At 50.6% G+C, this 20,939-nt stretch carries 34 protein-coding genes and 2 pseudogenes; 32 read left to right on the forward strand and 4 right to left on the reverse strand.

Annotated features, from left to right (window positions below; genetic code table 11):
- Window positions 1–79: 79 nt before the first annotated feature.
- Window positions 80–355, forward strand: coding sequence for a hypothetical protein (locus ACKWMY_RS17535; RefSeq protein WP_409486695.1), 276 nt, complete (start codon window positions 80–82; stop codon window positions 353–355).
- A 496-nt stretch (window positions 356–851) separates the two neighbouring features.
- On the opposite strand, the gene ACKWMY_RS17540 is transcribed toward ACKWMY_RS17535, so the two are convergent.
- On the reverse strand, window positions 852–1,265 hold the full coding sequence (locus ACKWMY_RS17540) for a helix-turn-helix domain-containing protein (RefSeq protein WP_409486696.1): 414 nt from the start codon (window positions 1,263–1,265) through the stop codon (window positions 852–854).
- 82 nt (window positions 1,266–1,347) lie between these two features.
- Between ACKWMY_RS17540 and ACKWMY_RS17545 the strand changes: the two genes are divergently transcribed.
- The 17 genes and pseudogenes from ACKWMY_RS17545 to ACKWMY_RS17625 form a co-directional block, all read left to right on the forward strand.
- Entirely contained in the window at window positions 1,348–1,590 is a 243-nt protein-coding gene (locus tag ACKWMY_RS17545) for a transcriptional regulator (RefSeq protein WP_409486697.1), read from the forward strand.
- A gap of 112 nt (window positions 1,591–1,702) precedes the next feature.
- The gene (locus ACKWMY_RS17550) at window positions 1,703–2,062 is read left to right on the forward strand and encodes a toxin YdaT domain-containing protein (RefSeq protein WP_261458177.1); all 360 of its coding nucleotides are present in this window, start codon (window positions 1,703–1,705) and stop codon (window positions 2,060–2,062) included.
- 15 nt (window positions 2,063–2,077) lie between these two features.
- A complete protein-coding gene (locus ACKWMY_RS17555) occupies window positions 2,078–2,311 on the forward strand; it encodes a hypothetical protein (RefSeq protein ID WP_253083480.1) in 234 nt (77 codons plus the stop codon).
- Between the two features lie 61 nt (window positions 2,312–2,372).
- Window positions 2,373–2,831 (forward strand): annotated as a pseudogene (locus ACKWMY_RS17560) (hypothetical protein); the annotation flags it as partial.
- Window positions 2,832–2,960: 129 nt separating this feature from the next.
- Window positions 2,961–3,389, forward strand: coding sequence for a DnaT-like ssDNA-binding domain-containing protein (locus ACKWMY_RS17565; RefSeq protein ID WP_409486761.1), 429 nt, complete (start codon window positions 2,961–2,963; stop codon window positions 3,387–3,389).
- A gap of 28 nt (window positions 3,390–3,417) precedes the next feature.
- Window positions 3,418–3,876 carry a replication protein P gene (locus tag ACKWMY_RS17570; protein WP_409486698.1) on the forward strand — a complete coding sequence of 153 codons (459 nt, stop codon included), beginning with the start codon at window positions 3,418–3,420 and terminating at the stop codon, window positions 3,874–3,876.
- A 15-nt stretch (window positions 3,877–3,891) separates the two neighbouring features.
- The gene (locus ACKWMY_RS17575) at window positions 3,892–4,296 is read left to right on the forward strand and encodes a hypothetical protein (protein WP_409486699.1); all 405 of its coding nucleotides are present in this window, start codon (window positions 3,892–3,894) and stop codon (window positions 4,294–4,296) included.
- Window positions 4,289–4,432, forward strand: a complete 144-nt coding sequence (locus ACKWMY_RS17580; RefSeq protein ID WP_409486700.1) for a hypothetical protein — start codon at window positions 4,289–4,291, stop codon at window positions 4,430–4,432. The genes ACKWMY_RS17575 and ACKWMY_RS17580 overlap by 8 nt, the downstream gene beginning before the upstream one ends.
- Window positions 4,425–4,949: a hypothetical protein gene (locus ACKWMY_RS17585; RefSeq protein WP_409486701.1), complete on the forward strand. Its 525-nt coding sequence runs from the start codon at window positions 4,425–4,427 to the stop codon at window positions 4,947–4,949. The genes ACKWMY_RS17580 and ACKWMY_RS17585 overlap by 8 nt, the downstream gene beginning before the upstream one ends.
- Window positions 4,946–5,362, forward strand: a complete 417-nt coding sequence (locus tag ACKWMY_RS17590) for a hypothetical protein (protein WP_409486702.1) — start codon at window positions 4,946–4,948, stop codon at window positions 5,360–5,362. Before ACKWMY_RS17585 ends, ACKWMY_RS17590 begins: the two co-directional genes overlap by 4 nt.
- Window positions 5,362–5,673 carry a hypothetical protein gene (locus ACKWMY_RS17595; RefSeq protein ID WP_409486703.1) on the forward strand — a complete coding sequence of 104 codons (312 nt, stop codon included), beginning with the start codon at window positions 5,362–5,364 and terminating at the stop codon, window positions 5,671–5,673. Before ACKWMY_RS17590 ends, ACKWMY_RS17595 begins: the two co-directional genes overlap by 1 nt.
- A complete protein-coding gene (locus ACKWMY_RS17600; RefSeq protein ID WP_409486704.1) occupies window positions 5,673–6,005 on the forward strand; it encodes a hypothetical protein in 333 nt (110 codons plus the stop codon). The genes ACKWMY_RS17595 and ACKWMY_RS17600 overlap by 1 nt, the downstream gene beginning before the upstream one ends.
- Window positions 5,995–6,519, forward strand: coding sequence for a hypothetical protein (locus tag ACKWMY_RS17605; RefSeq protein WP_409486705.1), 525 nt, complete (start codon window positions 5,995–5,997; stop codon window positions 6,517–6,519). The genes ACKWMY_RS17600 and ACKWMY_RS17605 overlap by 11 nt, the downstream gene beginning before the upstream one ends.
- Before the next feature lie 38 nt (window positions 6,520–6,557).
- Complete coding sequence (locus ACKWMY_RS17610; RefSeq protein ID WP_409486706.1) at window positions 6,558–6,854, forward strand: hypothetical protein; 297 nt, start codon at window positions 6,558–6,560, stop codon at window positions 6,852–6,854.
- Between the two features lie 21 nt (window positions 6,855–6,875).
- Complete coding sequence (locus ACKWMY_RS17615) at window positions 6,876–7,190, forward strand: phage protein NinX family protein (RefSeq protein ID WP_409486707.1); 315 nt, start codon at window positions 6,876–6,878, stop codon at window positions 7,188–7,190.
- The gene (locus ACKWMY_RS17620; protein ID WP_409486708.1) at window positions 7,187–7,486 is read left to right on the forward strand and encodes a hypothetical protein; all 300 of its coding nucleotides are present in this window, start codon (window positions 7,187–7,189) and stop codon (window positions 7,484–7,486) included. The genes ACKWMY_RS17615 and ACKWMY_RS17620 overlap by 4 nt, the downstream gene beginning before the upstream one ends.
- A 285-nt stretch (window positions 7,487–7,771) precedes the next feature.
- A pseudogene (locus tag ACKWMY_RS17625) lies at window positions 7,772–8,047 on the forward strand (dATP/dGTP pyrophosphohydrolase domain-containing protein); the annotation flags it as partial.
- A 93-nt stretch (window positions 8,048–8,140) separates the two neighbouring features.
- Here the strand turns inward: ACKWMY_RS17625 and ACKWMY_RS17630 are convergent.
- Window positions 8,141–8,398, reverse strand: a complete 258-nt coding sequence (locus ACKWMY_RS17630) for a hypothetical protein (protein ID WP_074032435.1) — start codon at window positions 8,396–8,398, stop codon at window positions 8,141–8,143.
- Window positions 8,399–8,960: 562 nt separating this feature from the next.
- On the opposite strand from ACKWMY_RS17630, the gene ACKWMY_RS17635 reads away from it, so the two are divergent.
- From ACKWMY_RS17635 to ACKWMY_RS17675, 9 genes are all read left to right on the forward strand, one after another.
- Window positions 8,961–9,557: a DUF1367 family protein gene (locus tag ACKWMY_RS17635; protein WP_409486709.1), complete on the forward strand. Its 597-nt coding sequence runs from the start codon at window positions 8,961–8,963 to the stop codon at window positions 9,555–9,557.
- Complete coding sequence (locus tag ACKWMY_RS17640; protein WP_409486762.1) at window positions 9,557–9,847, forward strand: DUF1364 domain-containing protein; 291 nt, start codon at window positions 9,557–9,559, stop codon at window positions 9,845–9,847. The genes ACKWMY_RS17635 and ACKWMY_RS17640 overlap by 1 nt, the downstream gene beginning before the upstream one ends.
- Complete coding sequence (locus ACKWMY_RS17645) at window positions 9,844–10,512, forward strand: bacteriophage antitermination protein Q (RefSeq protein WP_409486710.1); 669 nt, start codon at window positions 9,844–9,846, stop codon at window positions 10,510–10,512. The genes ACKWMY_RS17640 and ACKWMY_RS17645 overlap by 4 nt, the downstream gene beginning before the upstream one ends.
- 108 nt (window positions 10,513–10,620) lie before the next feature.
- A complete protein-coding gene (locus ACKWMY_RS17650; RefSeq protein WP_409486711.1) occupies window positions 10,621–10,896 on the forward strand; it encodes a hypothetical protein in 276 nt (91 codons plus the stop codon).
- Window positions 10,897–12,010: 1,114 nt separating this feature from the next.
- On the forward strand, window positions 12,011–12,349 hold the full coding sequence (locus tag ACKWMY_RS17655; protein ID WP_409486712.1) for a phage holin, lambda family: 339 nt from the start codon (window positions 12,011–12,013) through the stop codon (window positions 12,347–12,349).
- Complete coding sequence (locus ACKWMY_RS17660) at window positions 12,324–12,734, forward strand: M15 family metallopeptidase (RefSeq protein ID WP_409486713.1); 411 nt, start codon at window positions 12,324–12,326, stop codon at window positions 12,732–12,734. Before ACKWMY_RS17655 ends, ACKWMY_RS17660 begins: the two co-directional genes overlap by 26 nt.
- 202 nt (window positions 12,735–12,936) lie before the next feature.
- Window positions 12,937–13,296 carry a hypothetical protein gene (locus tag ACKWMY_RS17665; protein WP_409486714.1) on the forward strand — a complete coding sequence of 120 codons (360 nt, stop codon included), beginning with the start codon at window positions 12,937–12,939 and terminating at the stop codon, window positions 13,294–13,296.
- Window positions 13,265–13,498, forward strand: a complete 234-nt coding sequence (locus ACKWMY_RS17670) for a hypothetical protein (RefSeq protein ID WP_409486763.1) — start codon at window positions 13,265–13,267, stop codon at window positions 13,496–13,498. Before ACKWMY_RS17665 ends, ACKWMY_RS17670 begins: the two co-directional genes overlap by 32 nt.
- Complete coding sequence (locus tag ACKWMY_RS17675) at window positions 13,495–14,079, forward strand: hypothetical protein (RefSeq protein ID WP_409486715.1); 585 nt, start codon at window positions 13,495–13,497, stop codon at window positions 14,077–14,079. Before ACKWMY_RS17670 ends, ACKWMY_RS17675 begins: the two co-directional genes overlap by 4 nt.
- 44 nt (window positions 14,080–14,123) lie before the next feature.
- On the opposite strand, the gene ACKWMY_RS17680 is transcribed toward ACKWMY_RS17675, so the two are convergent.
- Both ACKWMY_RS17680 and ACKWMY_RS17685 read right to left on the reverse strand, forming a co-directional pair.
- Complete coding sequence (locus ACKWMY_RS17680; RefSeq protein ID WP_409486716.1) at window positions 14,124–14,342, reverse strand: hypothetical protein; 219 nt, start codon at window positions 14,340–14,342, stop codon at window positions 14,124–14,126.
- Window positions 14,343–14,514: 172 nt separating this feature from the next.
- A complete protein-coding gene (locus tag ACKWMY_RS17685; protein ID WP_409486717.1) occupies window positions 14,515–14,760 on the reverse strand; it encodes a hypothetical protein in 246 nt (81 codons plus the stop codon).
- A gap of 226 nt (window positions 14,761–14,986) precedes the next feature.
- Here ACKWMY_RS17685 and ACKWMY_RS17690 point away from each other — a divergent pair, with 226 nt between their 5' ends.
- The 5 genes from ACKWMY_RS17690 to ACKWMY_RS17710 are packed head-to-tail and all read left to right on the forward strand — an operon-like array spanning window position 14,987 to window position 20,928.
- On the forward strand, window positions 14,987–15,733 hold the full coding sequence (locus ACKWMY_RS17690; protein WP_409486718.1) for a hypothetical protein: 747 nt from the start codon (window positions 14,987–14,989) through the stop codon (window positions 15,731–15,733).
- A gap of 1 nt (window position 15,734) precedes the next feature.
- On the forward strand, window positions 15,735–17,066 hold the full coding sequence (locus ACKWMY_RS17695) for a terminase large subunit domain-containing protein (RefSeq protein WP_409486719.1): 1,332 nt from the start codon (window positions 15,735–15,737) through the stop codon (window positions 17,064–17,066).
- A gap of 11 nt (window positions 17,067–17,077) precedes the next feature.
- Entirely contained in the window at window positions 17,078–18,499 is a 1,422-nt protein-coding gene (locus ACKWMY_RS17700; RefSeq protein ID WP_409486720.1) for an anti-CBASS protein Acb1 family protein, read from the forward strand.
- Window positions 18,496–19,317: a hypothetical protein gene (locus ACKWMY_RS17705; RefSeq protein WP_409486721.1), complete on the forward strand. Its 822-nt coding sequence runs from the start codon at window positions 18,496–18,498 to the stop codon at window positions 19,315–19,317. The genes ACKWMY_RS17700 and ACKWMY_RS17705 overlap by 4 nt, the downstream gene beginning before the upstream one ends.
- A gap of 12 nt (window positions 19,318–19,329) precedes the next feature.
- On the forward strand, window positions 19,330–20,928 hold the full coding sequence (locus ACKWMY_RS17710) for an NUDIX hydrolase (protein WP_409486722.1): 1,599 nt from the start codon (window positions 19,330–19,332) through the stop codon (window positions 20,926–20,928).
- Window positions 20,929–20,939 lie beyond the last annotated feature (11 nt).

The following is a 20,939-nucleotide window of genomic DNA, read 5'->3' on the forward strand; positions in this document are numbered from 1 at the left end:
CGGTGGTCAGCCTGCTTTACTTCTCCACCTCAGGCGGCAGTGGTATCCTCTTAGCCCCTACAACCAAGAAGGAAATAAAATGATTGCCCAAAAAGTTAAATGTCCAATCTGTGGCGCAGACGCTATTGTTTCTCAGCACAAATTACTTTCCGAGCGTTCGGGTCAAGTAATCCCTGCTCATGTTTATACTTGTGAAGATGATGGTTGGTTCTCACTTTCCGAATCAGTTAATGATTTGATCACTGCAAGCCCATCCCCTGAAACAGTTAAAAAATTGAAGAGAATCGTTTCAGAAACGTTTTTCCCTGCTGACCTTTGGCCAGCCAACCCGCGCCCTATTGAGTCACTCGAGTAAGGTCTTTAAGGCTTTCACTTTTCCAGCCAAGGCGTGACATCTTTGAGGCAACTCGTCCGCGAGGTGTCCCGCCTGTCTGATTCAACTTCCGGCGGAGGTGACGTTGGTGCTTTTCTTCTTTGCTGTTGAACCACTTCCCGCCGTCCTTGCGTGAACTTGGAAGCTGCAATGGCTTCTGCGTGGTAACAACCTGTCGAACCCAGTAAGCGCCAAATCCGGTCATATCCGTTTTTTTTGTATTACCTTTCATGATTGCCTCTCCGATCACTTATTGAACATTGGTTATGTCTCTGCCGTCTTTCCGGCTGTCAGAACGTTTTCACCTGCTGCTTGGATTTAATTAAACCATTGGTTTATGTATGTGTCAACTCATGATTCCTTTGGTCGAAAAAAAACCGCCCTTAGGAGCGGTTGATTTGATCAGCGGGTTTAGAAAAAAAAGCCCAACCTATTTACTATCATTGGGATACTGGAAATTTAATGGGGAGGGGGGCGTTTAGTTGCTTGGCTTTGGATCTTCTTTTAGTCTTCTGCGAGCATAAATTTCAACTAATTCATCAAGTTCCTTCAATCTTGAACCGAAGGCCGCAATCATATTCCTCTGTTCGATATCAGGTAACTGTCTGTAAAGTTTCAACAATTCCATTTCATCAGACGTAAGGCCGCTAGCTTCCTCCACGTTCTCCCCAAGAAGCCACGCAACAGAAACGCCAGCAGCATCTGCAATAGCCATGGCGGACTCTTTACTCAGACTGCCCTTCTTAAACCAATTATTCACGGCTTGAGGAGTTACCCCGGCTATGCGTGACATTTCAGCTTTGCTGATCCCTCGGGAGTTGAGCTCAGTCAGGCGTGAGACCATCTCGAGATTAACATTTTGTATTTTTCTCATACCCACATTGTAAATCATTAGTTTATACTCTCAATAATTCATGAGTTGTTTTTTGTGTAAATCCATGGTTTATTAACTGGGTTATTTACAGGAGAAACCAATGACAGCTCTCGATATGGCAATTAAATCGGCAGGTTCGGCCCGCAAGTTGGCGAGTTCCATAGGGGTAACAGGGATGGCTATTAGTCGGTGGAAGACAAAATACGCCGGGTCAGTGCCTTCTTCCCGCGTTCTCGCTGTTTACCAAGCAACCGGTGTGACTCCCCATGAGTTGCGGCCTGACCTTTACCCAAATCCAACCGATGGATTACCACAGCAGCAGGATACCTGCGTCGCCCCTTAAGGACTGATATATGGAAATCAAACACGAGTTGATCCGCGACGCGCTGCGCGGATGGGCCACGGAGGCCACTCAGCGCACAGTCGCAGCCGAAATCACTCGGGCTTACTTCGACATGAATCTGGACCTGCCACACCTGGACCAGATCGAACGTGCCGACGGCACCGTGGATTTTGCTGCATGGCACAACAACAAGCAGCAGATCTTCCGTTGGCTGGACAGCGACACTGCTGGCGCCCGTCGGAAAATCGAAATGCTGCAGCCTGCGATCCTGGCCGCATTACCGGCAGAACTGCGCGCCCGACTGGTTGCAGGCAAGAGCATCGAATATCTGGCCATCCGTTCGCTGAAAGAGCACCAGGAGGCGATCGCTGCGGCGTTGCTTAACGCATCCCCGGCAGACTTCGAGCGAGAGTGTGACGAGGCGGAACGGAGCTTCCATGAACTACGGCGCGCATATTGCGCACTGCACTGACCGAGACATAAACCAATGACCACACATGATGATTTCCTGCAAAAGCAGATCGCCGCGCAGCTGCGTGAGGCGAAATACGAGGAGGCTGTCGCAGTGTCGTCGGCCATGGCTGCTGTCGATCACCAGCGCAGCAACCCACGCATGAAATTGCCTGAACTGCTGGCATGGGCCAAAACGCATGCGAAGCATAGCAGGCGAGTAAAGGGGAAACCGACCAAAAGCAGCGCCATGGCTTCTGCACGACGTTAACCCTTGTGTGTGCAAAACGTAACGCACTCAGCGTTACAGAATACTGATAGTAGAGGCAATTATGGCGGCAAGTTGGATCAAGGTAGAGGTAATCACTCCAGATAAACCGGAGGTGTTCCAATTGTCGGAAATTTTGAAACTGGATCCTGACGCGGTGTTAGGGAAATTGGTTCGCCTTTGGGCTTGGGCTGATCAGCAGACCATCGACGGTAACGCAAAGTGTAACGCTACCAGCGTTACTAAAAATGCAATTGATCGCATCACTTTCGTTACCGGTTTTTCGGATGCACTGATTCATGTCGGTTGGCTGGCTAACGAGGGCGAAACGTTGGTATTCCCGAACTTTGACAGGCACAACGGGAATTCATCGAAAAAACGGGCACTTACAAATAACCGCGTTACAAAATCAAGACAAGTGAAACGCAATAGTAACGCTAGTGGTAACGCCAAAGGTAACGCACAAGGCGTTACACCAGCGGATCCAAATGCGTTACCAGAAGTAGAGGAAGAAGTAGATCTAAAAGATAAAACCCTCTCTCTAGGGGGCCAGCAAAAATCTGATGATTTACCCCCTGATAAAAAACCAGGGGAACTACAGGAACCGGAACCATGGGGCGACGACCTGCAAACGCCATTCGGTAAATTCGCCATGGCTGGCAATTGGGTACCGTCGGAACAGTTTCAACGGCAGGCGGCACTGTGGGGCCGGATTATCACAGGCCCAGCACCAGGGTACGAAGCCACTGAGCTGGCCAGTTTTATTTCGTTCTGGCAGGCCGAGGGAAGGGTATTAAATCAAACCCAGTGGGAACAGAAATTTGCCGATCACGTGCTGTACGAACGGCAACGGGCGGCGGTAAGAAAACCAGCATCAACGGGAGGTTCAAATGCGACAAGAGCAACAGCAGGCGTTACCGCTCAGCAGCAGGTCAGGGCTGCACGAAACGCAGAGCGGGAAAGACAGGGGCTGGATCCTCTGGGAGACGATGGCGGGGATTTATGCGAACCGCTGGGTGACCAAGAACGGAGTGGCGCCCTCCATGATTTGGGTCCAAGCGATTTCGCGGTTCTCGAATGAACAACTGGCGTTCGCGGCGAAGCGGTGCATGGAACGCTGCAGCGCGGGCAACCACTGGCCACCAGACTTTGCCGAGTTCACGGCGATTGTCGGCGAGTGCACGGCCAACCCGTTTGGACTCACAACCGAGGATGTCATGGCGGAATACAAGCGTTGGCGCAACGAGTCATGGCGCTATGAATCGTCGGAAAGCTTCCCTTGGAAACACCCAGTGTTGTTCCAGATCTGCACCGAACTGCGCAGGGCTGGCGTTGAGCGAAAACTAGGACAGGCCGAGCTGGCGGCGTTGGCCGGGCGTCAGTTGGCGAAATGGGCCAAGCAGGTCGAAATGGGCTTTTCAATCCCGCCGATCCGAAAAACCAAGGCGCTGGAGTATCGGCCACCAGGCGAATCACAGATCGCCGACGCCGATGGGGCTTACAAGAAAAAAGGCATGGAACTGTTGGCGAAAATTCGCGCCGACGCAAAAAGTAAAATCGTTAAATAACCGAGACATAAACCAATGACCAATAAAACAAGCCAAAAATTCAGAATTACAACCAAGCAGTTTGTAGATCTGATCCAGTGCAAAGAACTGAGCACCAGCGAAATTTACAAGCTGGCGCACCAGGCTTACCCCGGCAATGACTTAACCCGCGCCTCAATCGTAACTAGGCTGAGGAATATGGTCAGATCACCGAATGCCGAGATCGTCGTAGTAGGCCAGGGTAATCAGGCGCGTTACACCCTGATCCATGCCAGCGAAAGGTTTATGGTACGAGCGGAGATCAATCATCGCGCTAGTTCTCAATACAATCCCACCGATAAAAGACTCTGGCATTTCAACTCTGTTGAACTGCAGTTCTGCCATTTGCACAAAATGTTCGATCAGGCGCTGGCGTCTGTGCGGGGTAACGCCAATGGTTGAGTTCTGGGAACTGATAAAAGAGCCGGGCGGAGCGGTCTGGGCTGTCACAGCCATCGTTATTGTATGGGTTTTATGCATCGTTTTTGATTGTTTTGCCGAAGACGACGACCAGCCAGAGGAGCAGGACAATGACTAAATCACCAACACGTTATGAACCGGATGTCGGCTTCGTTACTGGCGCACCAGAAATGTACGTAAATACGGCTGGTAGTTACATAAAGTTTGAAGATTACGAGCAGCTCAAGGCGCAGCTGGATGCTGTTGTTGCTGAGTGTGCAGAGCAGAAGGCCATCATTGACGCCGTTACCGATTTAGATAACGAACCCCAGTATCACCCTGAAGGCATGGGGTGCGGCTTGGAAGACCGTGGCATCACTGACCGTTACGACGCGATGGAATATGGCTGGCAGCAGGCGATGGAACGCATCTACGGCGAGGTAATCCCGTGCGCTGAGGAATTGAGCTTTCCTGCCACCGATGCCGCACTGACCCGGATCGAGGCTAGAGGCGTTGAGAAGCTCGCCGATGCTTGGGACGCTGAAACAGCAAAAATCATGGAAGGCCCATTCTTCTACGGCCAGGTAGAGCGGAGAGAGGCGTTTTCAAAATATGTTCGCGGGTATCTGGTCGAGCTGCGGGAGGGCCGGGTATGAGAAAGCGTCGCTACGACAATCGCAAGGCCCGCATTGAAAAGAAATTCAGCACTGAAGCAATGCGGTTACTGATGGCTCTCATGCCTCGCCAGTACCCCGCTGATGCTTTCGATTTGGATTGCGGTTACAGCAATCGCCTTCATTACGACGAATGGGCAGTGACCACTGTTGATTACTGGGGTGAGGCTGACAGCTACGATGCATTTTACTTACTGCATCGCGATCTAATTAACCAGACCACAGATTGGAAAGGCATCATGCGCGCTCACGATGCGGCGACGGAAGAGGTTAGACGCGTTGATGAGTCCCCATACTATTCACCATGGCGCATGGGCGGGCAAATTACCCGCTCGGTAATAATTCGGCATTGTCGCCAGTTGGTAAAAGCTGGCGTGTCTTGGGAGGGCCGGTGATGAGCCTATTTGATATTTTCCGCAGAAAACCAAAGCACATACCGGTAAAGCACAACTACACGCGCATGCACTGGGGCCACGCAATCCAGGGTTTAACAGACAACTGGAGCACAAAGAAACAAATGAAAGTTACCGGCCACGGCCCCATAGGCGGTCTTTTCTGCCCACGCATTAAGAAAGGTGACTTCATCCTCATATCTTCAACAGAGGGGCCTGTCATGCGCCTGGCTGTGAAGAAGGTTGAATACTTCAGGGACCCAAGCGACATGTTTGCGGCCACTCTTAAATTTGACGGGCTGGAGGGGGCGTGATGGCAACTAATAGCGATAGTGATCGGATGCTTGCCAAATGGCTGAAAAGCGGCGAATACCTTCCCGCATTCATGCGCGACTTCCATGACCAGAAAGACATTTTCAAGGCCATGCATTTCACCATCACAAACGCCGATGAAAACGGTAACGCCCGTGATGGCCACATCTACGTTGTCGATACGTTCCTTTGGTACATGGCCCGCTGTGGCTACACCTTGCAGCGCAGCCGCAAAGGCGTTGAGTTCCGCGATATGGATGAGGATATCGAACGGATGAAAAACGCCGTTAATTCAGCGTTCGCCAAGATGACAGAGGCCCATCATGAAGAGTAAGCAGCTAACGCATGATGAACTTTGCCTGATTGCCGAGCGGTTCCTCAGAAATAACGGCTTCAAAGTGGCATTCCATGATCGCTTTGTTGCTTCTGTATCGACCGGAGAGCAGCCGGACGCAATCGGCTTTCGTAACGGGTCGTCATGCCTTATCGAAGCCAAGGCGAGCCGCGCAGACTTCCTCGCTGACCGTAAAAAACGGTTTCGTATTCATTCCGAGTTAGGCATGGGGGATTGGCGCTTCTTCATCTGTGAGCCTGGGATTATCAATCCCGAAGATTTGCCGGAAGGCTGGGGCTTGCTGTATGCGAAAGGGAGTCGAGTTTACAAGGCTCATGGCTGGCCGGGTAACGCGGTATGGTACTCGGATAAACCCTTCCAGGCTAACAAACAGGCTGAATGCGATTTGATGTATAGCGCCCTGCGCCGTCTGCAAATACGCGGCCATTTGTCGGAAGTATATGACGGATTTCCAAAGCCATCGGGGCAGCACACACAGGGGGAGAGAGATTGAAAACTGAGGTGTACGTTCGCCAGGAGCAGCGCTTTGACATGACCGGTAAAGCGCTACCTGTATTCCTTTCTCTCACTGAGAAAAAAATATCAACAAGGCTGGCTCAGCGGTTGCACCGCTACGCCTTAGCTGCACTGAAAGACACGGGGTTCCATGACGCTGTGGTCAATTGGAGCGTAGATGTTCACACCAGCGACGGCGACAAGCCAGTTAATGAGCGTTTCTACTGCGTTCGCTGGGTAAATAGCTGCGGTGGATACATTGAAGTTAGCGGAATTTTAATTTCTAACGGAAAGCCAATGCTCGACCACGGTCTATCAATTGGCGATCGGTGACGCCCAGGAGGAAGCAAAGCCATGAACTACAGCGAACTATCAGATTTTGAGATTAACCAGCGTGTGGCGAAATTAACCGGCAATTACGGTTCCTGCGAGCCTGCATTCAATGCTGTTTACCGATCATCCGGCACGCAGTACGACCCTTGCAACCGCCCCGATCAGGCATGGCCGATCATTGTTGGAAGCAAAATAAGCGTGATATGGGCTAAGCACTCAATGCCACACAAATGGGAGGCAGTTGCTCCAGACCATATTCACATTGATGCCGACTCTTCGAACCCACTCCGTGCAGCGATGAACGTCTATCTCATGATGCAGGAGCAGAAAGCATGAGCGTATGCATGGTGGATAAGCGGCGGAAAAGCCAAAAAATACCCGATGTCGAGATGCCAAATTACACATGGTTTTGCGTGCTTGATATTCCAGGCATGGAAAACCTTGTCGATGTTCGGCACCACTGCGACACGGCAACAGCTACGCCAGCAAAGGCGAAGAAGATGGCTGATTTAGTGGATGCATGGACTCCGCCCGATGGATGGTGTAACGGCAACGATAAAGAATGGCACGCCCAGATGAAGGGCTACATCACAGAGTTTCTCCGCAATTGCAACGGGTTCAGGGTGAGGTGACTGATGAGCGATAAATTAGAAGCACTTAGCCAGCCTGTAGGTTGGACAACGCAAGAAGAATTAAACGACGCAAATGGTGGCCTAGGCTGGATGTTTCTTTCACCCATGAAGCAACCGGATGAGATTGCGCTCTACTCGCAAGAGTACGTAACCGCACTGCTGACAGCGTTAAAGTTGGAACAAGAGCAATCAGCATACTACGAACGGCACATGTGGGATTTCCACGGCTTGGCCGAATCTGAAAGCCAACGTGCAGAGGCCGCAGAGCAGCGACTACAGCATCCTATCCGGCAGCAACATGCTGAATGGTCGAACGCCACATTCGGGAATGTTGGGCCTGTCGGTCCGTTAAAGCACCTTGCGAAAGAGGCACGCGAAGCAGCTGCTGCGCCTGACGATCTCTTAGAGTGGGCTGATATGCAATTCTTGCTATGGGATGCCCAACGCCGCGCCGGTATCACTGATGATCAGATGATTGAAGCGATGGAGAGAAAGCTGCCAATCCTTAAAGCACGGAAGTGGCCGGAGCCGAAAGACGGCGAACCTCGTTTTCATATCAAGATCGAGAGTTAGTGATGCTATGGGAGAAGTAATGTTCAAGGACGGCATCAGTCGAAAGTCAAGATAAAAAAAAGGGGGGCAACCCCCTTTTCATTACTCATACTCATCAATTTCAGCGCGAAGTTTTTTCAATAGTGGGCTTATTAGTGCCCGGCGCAGGTCACTCCCGAGCGCAGTTAGCATTAAATCAGCGTCAGCCACAGATAACCTCTGATTGCTTCGGTCATTGAGTAACCGCTTTACACGCTCATAATCTATACCTGTAGCTCCGGCCAACCATTTTCTACTATACTTCTGTTTTATAAGTAATTTCCTGATGGTGTTCTTAAGTTCCAGCTCAATCTCTTGCATAATATAACCATTAATTATCAATGGTCTGCATTATCCATGTTATTTGCGGCTATTTTCCCGCCGGGTCACTCAATGACCCACCACTTTTAGTGGTATTGATAATAATAGTTGACTGGTGCAAATTAATCTAAAACCGCAACATATCCACACAAAATAAAGCGGTTAAGATTAAAACTTTTTTCACCAGGGATTTTAATGTATTGCCGCCGCATAGGAATGCACAGTCAATACTCCATTAATATTTCTGGGTGATTTGTATGTTAAAAACATTGGAAGTTGCATTTTTTCTAATCTCCCATAATTTAGGGAGATGTAACCCGTGAATGGTCATTTTTTATATGAACTTCCAGTTGAGCTACCATTTTTAGGGCGATCAATTATTTATACGGAAGAGGGGAAGATAAAGGCAGTAATGCCACTTCAACCTGATCAGGTTGTCGTTGATATGGATATGATGGTCATAATACTGAGGATGGCTGGTTACATCGTCAAACGAAAGTAATGTATAATACATCATCAGCCTGAACAGCTGATCACCTGCTGCGCTACTGGAGAGCAACCAATGGCGCAGTTACTACAGTTAGTAAAATCCGCACCAACTATCCTGACCCCGGCAACGATCGAGGCCAGCGATTTTTTGCAACGTGTAAAGCTTGGAGAATGGATCCAGGCCGAGTTCCGCCGCGTCCGTAACTATCAATTTCACAAGCGTTTTTTCAAACTCCTGCAATTTGGATTCGATTACTGGACACCAACCGGCGGCACATTGACGCTGCCCGAACGGCAACTCATTGATGGGTTTGTCGAATATCTCATTGATATGTCCGGCCAGCATGGAGCAATCATCAGCTCAGTTGCTGATGACTACCTGTTTAATGTAGGAAAGTTGCGCGCCAAAGAAATTGCGGTGATCAAGTCCTTTGAGCCTTACCGAGCATGGGCCACGGTTGAAGCTGGCTATTACGATGAGGTGATCCTGCCCAATGGACTGCGCCAACGGGTACCCAAATCGATATCGTTTTCCAAAATGGATGAAGACACATTCCAAGGCCTGTACAAGTCCGTTTTCAACGTTCTATGGAATTTCATCCTGTCACGCAGTTTCCGCAATAGGCAAGAAGCTGAGAACGTGGCTTTGCAGTTGCTGGAGTACGCATGATGGTGAACCTTCGCAAAGCGGCCGAGGGTCGAGATTGCCAGATCCGCATACCAAACGTATGTAATTATAACCCTTACACCTCGGTACTGGCTCATTACCGCTTAGCGGGGATATGTGGTATGGGTATGAAACCCAATGATTATGTAGCAGCGATAGGCTGTAGCAGTTGCCACGATGCCGTGGATGGTCGAATTAAAACCCAATACACCCGCGACGAACTCAAGTTAATGCATGCCGAGGGGGTATTTCGCACGCTCGAAATCTGGAAAAAAGAGGGCTTAATCGGATGAACGCACAGCAACTTGAATATATCCGTATACGGTTGCGCTCGGCGCTTCTGGATGATTCGGGCGGAACAAAAGGGCAACTGGAAGCATTCAGTGAACATCCTCCGGCAGATAAGAACGGTTACACTCGTCATCGCATGCATAAAGTAGAATTGGAAGGGGGGCGGCAAGTATATTCTGACAATTCCGCTGTTTATGTAATGGAAACACGAAGCCGCCGGCAGCCTCTACCGCCGATGAAAGAATTTGCTTACGCACATTGCGCATGGCGCCGCGCTGTTCTCCAGCTTGACGAACATCAGCAAGCTTGGCTCAAATACTGCTATGGTTGGGATCTAAGCTTTAAGCTACAAACCCTCATTTGCCAACATGTCTGGGAAACCTACGAAAAGCAATTGGTGAGTACCAGGATTCAGAAGCGGGTTAAGTTGCGATTGATCTCACTGGTTTGGTTGGCAGTGCAAGACGTAGCCGCCAAAAACTGGAATGATCAATACACTGAGTATGCGGCCACGGCGTTAGCTAACTTGATGTCGATATCCCGCGAAACTTGGTATCAAACTTATGCAGCCCCATGGCAGGCTTTAAAAGGGATTGCTTCTAGCCTGGACGAAGGGGCATTGATTGAAGCCCAGGGAAGAGTTGGTAGCCATTACGCAGAGGATTGATATTGTAAAACCTGACACTTTATGTCATATTTAAACCTACTTTTGATATGTCGCCAAAGTTGTAATAACCCGCCAATGAGCGGGTTTTTGCATTTCTGGAGCATGCCTATGACACAGCACGTTATCGAACAACTCACTTTCAGACCTGCCAGCGAATTACCAACAGCAGACCTTGATGGAAGAGACGTATTGGTCCTTAATCCATGCGACGGATGGCACGAAGGGGAGATTCATGCATGGGAGGAAAACGGCGAGGTTTATCACGTCGGTATTTACACTTTCATGATGGATGAAATGACACCGCACGATTTTTACGTTGCCTGGGCAATGCTACCAAGCAGTCTAGAGTTGAGCGAAAAATTCGAAGACCAAAAGCGGGTGTGATAGCTGGCTCACAATGGTAAGTCCATCGCTCGCGTTGTGAAACGGTGGGTTTATCATTGTGGTTACCGAGCCTTAAAGTAATCGGTAGTAGCGGTCACAGCCGCGAAACGTATCGGGATGGTGGTCGGCACAACTGTGATAGGGCCACAACGCCACGTTAACCACAATCAGTCAAGCCATGTCTAACGGCAAAAAAAAGCCCTGAACGGAGAGGCAGGGCAAGAGAACTCATAATGGGATGTCATTTTTCTACACCGGCACAAACCGATATAAAAAAGTGTAGTAGATAAATCCAACTAAAAACAAACAAGAAATATCTTAAAACTGAACAGGGCTGCGCTACTGCGTGGTTTTCGCTTTAGGGGAAATGAAAAATGATGCATTGCCCTCTGTGTGGACATACGGCGCACACCCGATCCAACCGCTACCTGAACGGGCAAAGCCAGTATCTCGGTTCGGTTGTGCGTGCCAAGGAGAGCGACACGAGGAAAATTACTTCAGGCTAAGAGTTATCTTTTGTGTTTTGCTGTGACTTTATCGAGAATTTTCCTATCATTTAATTGTATCTCTTGCGAGGGCATAGGAATGAACTGGAAACGACATGTTGTATGGTGGGCTATCATTGGCTCTTGCATTTTGTTCTGGAGTGTTGTTGTTAGCACAACGGTTCACTTTGTTAACCCCATGACCTAATTTAGGTATTGGCTTATCACTGGGTTGCTAATGCATGGCTTTTTTGCATTAAAAAATGCCCCGAGCAAGTGGGTGAACTCAGGGCGAGGGCATTCAGAGGGCGTGATGGTTTTATTAGACGGCACACCACCATCATCTGATGAGGATAGTTCAAGGTCGTGTTATTACAATGTTAAGGCAAAAAAAACCACCACCCTCCGTTAGGGCTGTGGGAGTCAATATGACCAACACCAGGGAACCGGCACTACATAAGATGGATTAGCTGCTTGAGCATGCTGGTGATAAATATGATTAACAATTCTTATGTTTCAAAGCAATGCTGAAGGCATTGTTAATTGATGTAAATCAAAAAAGATAGGGCTGCGCTGTTGCGTGGCCTTTTTTATTTCTGACGCCCAGCCCGTGCAGGGAGGGGGAGACTATGAAAATGAATAACAACCCCGATCTGCTTGATCTGATCACGAGGTGGCTGTCTGAGCATCGCTCCGAAATGGGATACGCCGGTATCGCAGCTACTATCGCGTGGCTGCGTGGGCGCTATAACGAAAAGCCATTCCGTCGTTGCTTTTTTGATTCACTGATGTGCGCTGCGATTGCATTTGCAGTGCGCGACTTGCTCGGCTTTGCGGGTTTAACAACTGATCTCGCATACATATCGAGCGTAATTATCGGGTATCTCGGCACTGATTATCTATCCAGCATTTTTAAGTGGAAGGTCACAGGTAAGCCGCTGGATGAAGGAAAAGAAGATGGCAAGTAATTTCAGATTCAGTCAGCGCAGTGAGGGCAACCTTAAGGGCGTAAATCCAGCCCTGGTCAGAGTGGCTCGTCGCGCGCTGGAGATCACCACCGTCGATTTTATTGTTATCGAGGGGTTCCGCACCTTAGAACGGCAAAAGGCACTGAAGGCTGCGGGAGCAAGTAAGACTTTGGACAGCCGACACCTAACTGGCCACGCGGTAGATCTGTTCCCCGTTGGTGGTGACTGGAATGATTATAAGTGCTGGTTGCCGGTACTAGATGCTATGCACCAGGCAGGTGCCGAGTTGGGCGTTAAGTTGCGCTTCGGTATCACTTGGACGGGTAACCCGCACGATAAGCCCGCACGCTTCTTGGATGCGCCGCATGTAGAGATCCCCGCATGAAAATAAGATTTGAGCTATCAACGGACCATTTTGCCGCAAACATGAAGCCGTCACATGGGCCGCAAAAATGGCCGTGGTGGCGCTTATTTTCAATTGGCGTTATTCGCCAAGATATTCAGCGTCCATCAACGGGCCGCAGGATTTGGTTTTATACGCGCTGGGGTGCTGGATACATAGGCATAATTTTAGATAGGCGGGCATCATGGCAGAACTAAGCAAATATGGCCTGATTGGCCTACTGCTGGTGGCTATTGCGCTTGGCGGCATTACTGCAGTGCAGACACATAGGCTTGATAACGCCAATGACGCAAACAAGACGCTAAGCGATGCGAATGAAAAGCTCAATACAGCGGTGGCGGATCGTGATGAAACGATCACCGAGCTGAAAGGGTCAATTGGCGCTGACCGGCGAGCCACCGAGGAACAACTGAAAATTGAGCAGCAGAAGAGGGCCAAGGCCGATGCTGAAAACAGAAAGTTACGCGACGCTTTGGAGTCGAGCGACTGTGGCAATCAGCCTTTGCCTGATGATGTTATCGACATCCTGCGCAGAAAAGCCTAAGCCGCCACCGGCCCCGCAGATTATCTACGTGTACCCGCCAGCGGTATATACGCAGCTATGCGAGAAAACCCCGTTCACTGGCTCAACGTTCGGCGATGCGGTCGTAGCGTTGCAGATGGCGCAGAACGAGCTTGATATATGCGCCTCTCGGATTGAGGGGCTGATTAAGTGGCAACGTGAAAACACAGGAAAAACTCAATGAACAAGGTAACAGAAAAAATTAAGAGTGATGCGTTATCGGCGATGCAGGACTACTTTCCAAATGGTGGCCGCGATTGGGACGCTATCGGCGCACTGTATGACGCTATCGCTACGGGGAAAATCCCTGGTGTTCAAGTTGTAACCTTAGCCACAGCGCGCGAGGAAATGGTTGATTATATAAAGGCCGCCATTGGAGAAGGCTATCAGCCAGAACATAAAGCAGCGATACGTGACCTAGTGGTAATTGAGTTACTGGATGATCATTCCCTGAATCGCGAATACGGTAAATGCTGGCAGTGGTACAACATGGGAGGCGGTATCCATGAAACATTCCAGCAGCAAGGAAAACACGATCACGCCTGCACCAACTGCTTTGCTGACCAAGGGCCATGCTTGGGCGAGTGTGCGGTCAGCGATGAGAATGCACAGTGCCAGAAAGGCTTCGAAGAGGCCGCAAGGCCATTGATCAAGTGGATGGCTGAAAACGTCAATCCGCATTCTACAGCGGTCGTAGACAACACCAGCGCTGTGCTGTATTCCGGTGAAAAGTCATTTCAAACAGAAGAATATTTGAAGGACTGACGGCATTACAGGTGGCATTCACCGAGTGCCACCCATGAAAGCAGCTAAAAACCTTTAGACTTAAGATAGTCAAGAAAACGGGTTTCTTCGTCATCAGTCAATTGGGTAAGCTTTTTGAGTTGACTTAAAAAGTAAGATGCTTCGGTACCTAAAACGCTTCCCACGTTTTTTGGTGAGTTTTCCCCAGAAAAACTCATAGCGAAAAAATCATTAAATTTCGTAAAACCCAACTGAAAGTGTGGGCGCAGCGTGAACTCAGTCATAACCCTTCCCATTGTGAAATTTTAGTGGAGCAGCAAGCAAGGGTTGCATCATACCAATTGTGGAAGCGCATACGGGCGGTTTTTTTATGCATCACAAAGCAGCTTCTCGATCCAGCTCTCATAACTCGATGGGATAGCGAAAAGAGCCCATAAGGGCTCTCAGATTGCAGCGTTATTTTCGTGATTCACGTATTTCCACAACAACCTTTCTAGCAACTTCTTTTGCCTTTGCTTGAATAATCAATTCTTTATCTGGTGAGGGGGATGCCATATACAGTGTTGGGCGTAAAGAAACAGCCTTAACATACCGCTGAATATCATCGTCCGACTTATCGAGAAGCAATTGTACTACTAGCGATTTTAGAGCAGCTACTTCAGTGTATAGGTCGATGATTTTTTGTTCTGAATTTTCCAACATGTTAATTCCTTTTTTTGAGTATGTAGATCACAGTGCGTAACCACACGGGCATTATCAACGCGGGTGGATGATTTTGAAACAAACAGCAAAGTGTTTGCACTACTATATAACATCACAGAGCAGCTTTCAGAGGCTGCTGTGTAATGCGCAAGCAAAGCCATCAGCAACACCTACCGGCTACCCTGGCCACGGTTGCTAATGGCTTTTTTATTTTACGGAGATCGCTATGACAAAGCCGGATGAGGGAGGCCTCAAGCGCGACTACTGTGCTGGTCAACTTTCTCTCCGCGACATGGCAGAGATATACGGTATCAGTGAGGGGGCGATAAGAAAGCGCGCCAAAAAAAACAACTGGGTACGCGCTGAGAAATCAGGTACGCAAAAAGGTACGCAGGTACGCAAAGGAGGTACGCAAAAAAAAACGGTGCGTACCACGTCAAAGCCCGCTGCGTCTGGTGATGATGAAAAGTACGCACCAAGGCCGAACGACTCACCGTCAGATACGAAACCCGAAAGACGCGGGCGCGTAAAGAATCATCCACCATTCCAGCCAGGCAATCAGCACGCACTTAAACATGGTGGCTATGCCCGCCGCCTGCTGCTGAGCGACGAGGTGATAGAGGATGCCAAGGCGCTGAGCCTGGATGATGAGTTATTCCGCCTGCGTGCCAGCAATCTGGTAGCAGCTGAAAACATTGGGCGCTGGCTGACAAAGCTTGAAGATACTGAAGAACCGCAGCAGCGCAAAGTGCTGCTAGAAAATATCAGCGCCGCTGAGAAAGCCATGATGCGCAATACAGTCCGCATCGAGTCGATTACCGGAACGATTGCCACAGTCGGGAAGATTTACGCCAATACCGAATATCGAATCGTGGCCACGGAAAAAATGGGGATGGAAATCGACATTATGAAAGACGGTGACAGCGACAACGCGATCGTCGTGCATAACACCCTACCGATACCTGGAAGATGATATGGCTGACATTTACCTACCGACGCTCCACGACGGGCAGCTAAAGGTTTGGTCTGACTCATGGAATGAGCAACTGCACGCAGTCAGGTGTGGTCGCCGCTGGGGAAAAACCTTCATGCTTTCCAGTGCAGCAGTGACTTACGCCACAGCGCAGTTTAAGCGCCCAGGCATGGACATTGAGCTTGGCGGACGGGTAGGGATCTTCACTGCTGAATATCGTCAGTATCAGGAGATCTACGACAAGCTAGAAGAAATCCTGCTGCCCCTGAAGAAAAGCTTTAGCCGTCAGGAAAAGCGTCTACTGCTGAAGAATGGCGGCAAGATTGACTTCTGGGTTACCAACGACAACAAACTGGCTGGGCGTGGACGTGAGTACGAAATCGTCCTGATAGACGAGGCTTCCTTTACCAAGTCCCCTGAGATGTTGAAGGAGATTTGGCCGAAGTCGATAAAGCCAACGCTGCTGACGACTAAGGGGCGCGCCTACGTATTTTCAACACCAGATGGCGTGGACGAAGAGAACTTTTTTTACGCCATCTGCAATAACAAAAGACTGGGCTTTATTGAGCACCACGCACCGACATCCTCCAACCCGTTTGTTCCGCCGGAAGAGCTGGAAAAGGAGAGAGAGAACAACGACCCTCGGGTATTCCGCCAAGAATTTCTGGCTGAGTTCGTTGACTGGTCAGCGGCCTCTCTGTTCGATATACGCAAATGGTTCGAAGGTGAAAATCAGGATCAGCCTGTTGATTACCCGGAGATGTGTGAGGCCGTATTTGCGGTTATGGATACCGCCGTAAAAGGTGGTGTTGAGCACGATGGCACGGCGGTGATTTATTACGCCGTCGATACGCGCCCAGGGCGCCAGCGACTGACCATTCTCGACTGGGACGTTGTGCAGATTGACGGTGCATTACTGGAAACGTGGATGCCGTCGGTTTTCGAGCGACTTAATGAATTGTCCGGCCAGTGCGTAGCCGTAAATGGCAACCTTGGCGTGTTTATCGAAGACGCCAGCATGGGCAGCATCCTGCTACAAAAAGGGGAGAGCCTAGGATGGCCAGTCAACAAAATTGAATCAGCCCTAACCAGCAAAGGTAAGGACGAACGCGCCATCATGGCCTCCGGTTATCACTACCGCGGGTTGGCGAAAATATCCCGATACGCCTACGAGAAGACTGCTGTTTTCAAAGGCGAAGCAGCCAACCATCTGCACAAGCAGGTATCCCGATTCCACCTTGCCGACAAGAAAGCGCACAAGCGCGCCGATGATTTGCTCGATGATTACACCTACGGGCTGATCATCGCATTCGGTAGCGGCGATGCAATCTGACGAGAGAACCAATGAACGAAGATGATTTCGAAATCGGCAGCTGCTCTCATTCAGAGTTGATAGCATTGCTGGACAGCGATGATATCCAGCCAGGATCCTCGGCGGGCTATCAGACCTGCAAAACGGTCTACCTCTACCACCCGCTGGGCGGCAAAATGGTGGATCGCCCCATTAAGATGGCGATGAACGAACCGCGTACCGTGCATATTGCTCAGTCTTATGGCCTTGAGCAGCGCCTGCGGGATGCGTTCGAGCGCGAATGGAAGGCGCTTGGAGCAAACCAGCATATTGCTAACGCTGCCCGCATTGCCCGAATTTACGGTGTGTCGGCGGTGGCTATGCTGGTGGATAACCAAGCGCCCAATGAGTCACTGGATTACCGTACGCTCTATAAACACAACATCAGCTTCAATATTCTCGACCCGCTCAACACAGCGGGCAGCATCGTTTTAAACCAAGATCCTAATGCCCAGGACTTCCAGAAAGTCGATGGCATCCGGGTTGCTGGCAAGCCGTATCACAAATCGCGCTGTGTCGTTGTGCAGAACGAGGATCCGATTTATCTAGCGTACAACCCCGCGGCGTTCGGTTTTTCCGGGCGCAGCGTTTACCAGCGCGCCCTGTACCCGCTGAAATCCTTCATTCAGACCATGCGCACCGACGACATGGTGGCTGTGAAGGGCGGACTGCTGGTGACAAAAATTCAGGGGCCCAGCTCGGTAGTCAACAACATGATTCAGAAGCTGAGCGGCATAAAGCGCATGATGCTGAAAAGGGGGAAGACGGGAGAGGTTCTGCAAATAGGTGACAAAGATAGTATCGAGTCAATCGACTTGAGCAACCTGGAAAAACCGCTAGATTCTGCCCGCAAGCACATTCTGGAGAACGTAGCTGCCGCCGCTGACATGCCAGCAATCATCCTGAACTCAGAAACGTTTGCTCAGGGGTTTGGTGAGGGTACAGAGGATGCGAGGTCGGTTGCCGTGTACATCGACAACATCCGCGAATGGCTTGATCAGCTTTATGCATTCTTTATTCGCGTATGCCAGTACAGGGCGTGGAGCATTGAGTTCTTCCAGTCGCTGCGCGCCGACTTCCCTGAGCTGAAAAACACCTACAGCCTGTATTTCTCGATGTGGATAAATAACTTCGAGTACCGTTGGCCGTCCTCCCTCAAGGAGCCGGAGAGCGAGAAGGTGAAGGTAGATGAGACTCGGTTTAAGGCCATCGTCAGCATGCTGGAAGTGGTTCTGCCGCAACTGACAGCAGACCCAGAAAACCGCGCAACGCTGATCGAGTGGGCCTGTGAAAACGCTAACGCCAACGAGAACCTCTTCCCTCAGCGGCTTAACCTCGATTACATCTCGCTAAAAGAAAATCCGCCGCCAGAGCCTCCAAAGGCTGAAGAACCGGGCGGAGGGATGATGCTATGAACACGTTCACGCGAACCGTGAGAGAGGCGGTGAGGTTCTTTCTTCGCAATGGCTACACGTCTCGCGAGGAGCTTGAGCGCTGGCAGAGCATCATCAGGCAGGCGGCGGAAAGCGAAACCGCTAACGACTACATGGCGATGGTTTCCCGCAACCTTACGCACGCCTACGACCTGCAGGTTGGTCGCGCTGGCGCGCTGAAACGTCACCAGGGGATATCCCGGTTTACGCTCAACTACCTTGAGCCGAAACTGAGGACTGAACTCGACAGGCGGATCCTGGCCAGCGCCGACCTTATCCAGCTCAACCGCAAGAAAGCCATCGATACAACGTTGTCGCGTTTTAGCGGCTGGGCCAGCAGCATTCCTTCCGCTGACAGCATCGCGCTGACCGGCATTCAGGGAACGATGCGGGAGACGGCTGCGCACATTCAGAAGGCCGCCGAGAAGGTGGACTATGAAGCGCGCAGGGTCATGATCGACCAGAACCATAAACTGATAGCCAACATTGACAACGTGATCGCAACGAGCAACAACGCGATTGCAGCGATTTGGCACAGCCACTGGCGCAGGGCTGGGTATGACTACCGCGAGGACCACAAGGAGCGCGATCAACTGTTCTACCTGATCCGCGGTAACTGGGCGCAAAAAAACGGCTATGTAAAAGCCGGGCCTGCTGGGTATCTCGATGAAATCACTCAGCCTGGGGAGGAGGTTTTTTGCCAGTGCTATGTGACCTACATCTACAACATCCGCAGCATTCCTGAATACATGCTGACCCAAAAGGGGCATAAGTTCATGGAGTCAATGAAAGCAGCATAGGAGCATTAAAACGTGGCTATTTTTGGCAGCGGGATAATGTTCCGTCAGGGTAAGTTCGTCTTCCTGATCCAGCGCTCTGATGATGGAACGTGGTGTCAACCTGGCGGCACGGTCGAACCGGGCGAACTCGCCATTGACGCTGCGCGCCGCGAAGTGCTTGAGGAGGTGGGGTATCAGTTCGATGGCCCACTGACTCCGCACAGCGTCTACGGTGATTACCTGACGTTTCGCGCTGAGGTACCAGAGCAGTTCGAAGCGAAGCTAAACGACGAATCGCTGGCCGCCGGGTGGTTCCATATTGACGATCTGCCAAAGCCGCTTCATCAGCCTTTTGCTGAGATGCTGGCGCAGCAGGCGCTCAATGAAACCGACGTGGCCGCGCTTATCGCTGATGGGACATTAAGCAGCCCGCAATACTTTATCAACATGTGGATGTTCGCCATCCGGGTGACCGGAACGGGGGTTACCTGGCGCTCTGCAGATCAACAGATGGCATTCCGTAACCCGGATGACTATCTCACACCTGAGTTTCTCCAGCGCGTTGCCGGTGTACCGCTTATCTGGCTACACCCGGAGAAAAACAAGCTCGATAGCGATGAATTTGCGAAGCGTGTTATCGGCACCCTGACGAACAGTTGGGTTGCTGATAATGGTGAGGTGTGGGCAATTGCCCGAGTGTACGACGCCGAAGCCGCCGGAATTATGGCGACCAGGCAGTTAAGCACCTCACCAACCGTCACGTACAGCGAAATGCAGGACTCAATCATCAAAATCGACGGTCAGCCTCTATTGGTGGAAGGTTCCCCGGTATTGCTCGACCACGTTGCAATTTGTGAACAGGGCGTATGGGACAAACTCCTTGCCCCTACTGGTGTTAAATCTGATTCCATACCAAATGAGGCAGAAAAGATGGACGAGGAAAAAATCGTAGCGCTTATCAACAAAGCGATCGATGCCCGCATGGCAAAAGCTGATTCCGAGGCAAAAGAGGCCAAGGAAAAATCGGATGCCGAAGAGGCGGCCAAGAAAGAAAAGGCTGATGCAGAGTCGGCAGCGGCAGAAGAAGCGAAAGCCAAAGCAGACGCGGAAGAGAAGGCTGCCAAGGAAAAAGCTGATGCTGAAGCAGCAGAAGAGAAGGCGGCAAAAGAAAAAGCAGACTCTGAACTTCGTCAGCAGATTGCTGATCTTAAAACGCGCATCCCAACCGATCTGAGCGACGAAGAACGCAACGACGTTGCTGACGCGCAGGTGAAGGCGGACAGCGTATTCTCCAGCTTTGGGAAACGCGCCCCGGTCCCGCTGTCAGGCGAAAAGCCGCTGGCATACCGGCGCCGTCTGATGATCCAATTGCAGGAGCATTCACCGGACTTCAAAACCGTTGACCTGTCATCAATCGCTGATCCCGCGCTCCTAGGGTTTGCTGAAAAGCAGATTTATGCCGACGCGCAAAAATCGGCAAGCTTGTCTGTCGGCCCTGGCATGCTGCGTGAAATCAAACGCGCTGATGCGACCGGTCGCCAGATCAGCACCTTCGAAGGCGATCCTGCTGCTACCTGGGCTCCGTTCCAGTCAGGTAAGCGTCAGGTCACCAGTTTCAACAACCAGGCTTAATGGGAGCTCTA

This window comes from Serratia sp. J2 (genome assembly GCF_046269175.1).
Taxonomy (GTDB): domain Bacteria; phylum Pseudomonadota; class Gammaproteobacteria; order Enterobacterales; family Enterobacteriaceae; genus Chania; species Chania fonticola_C.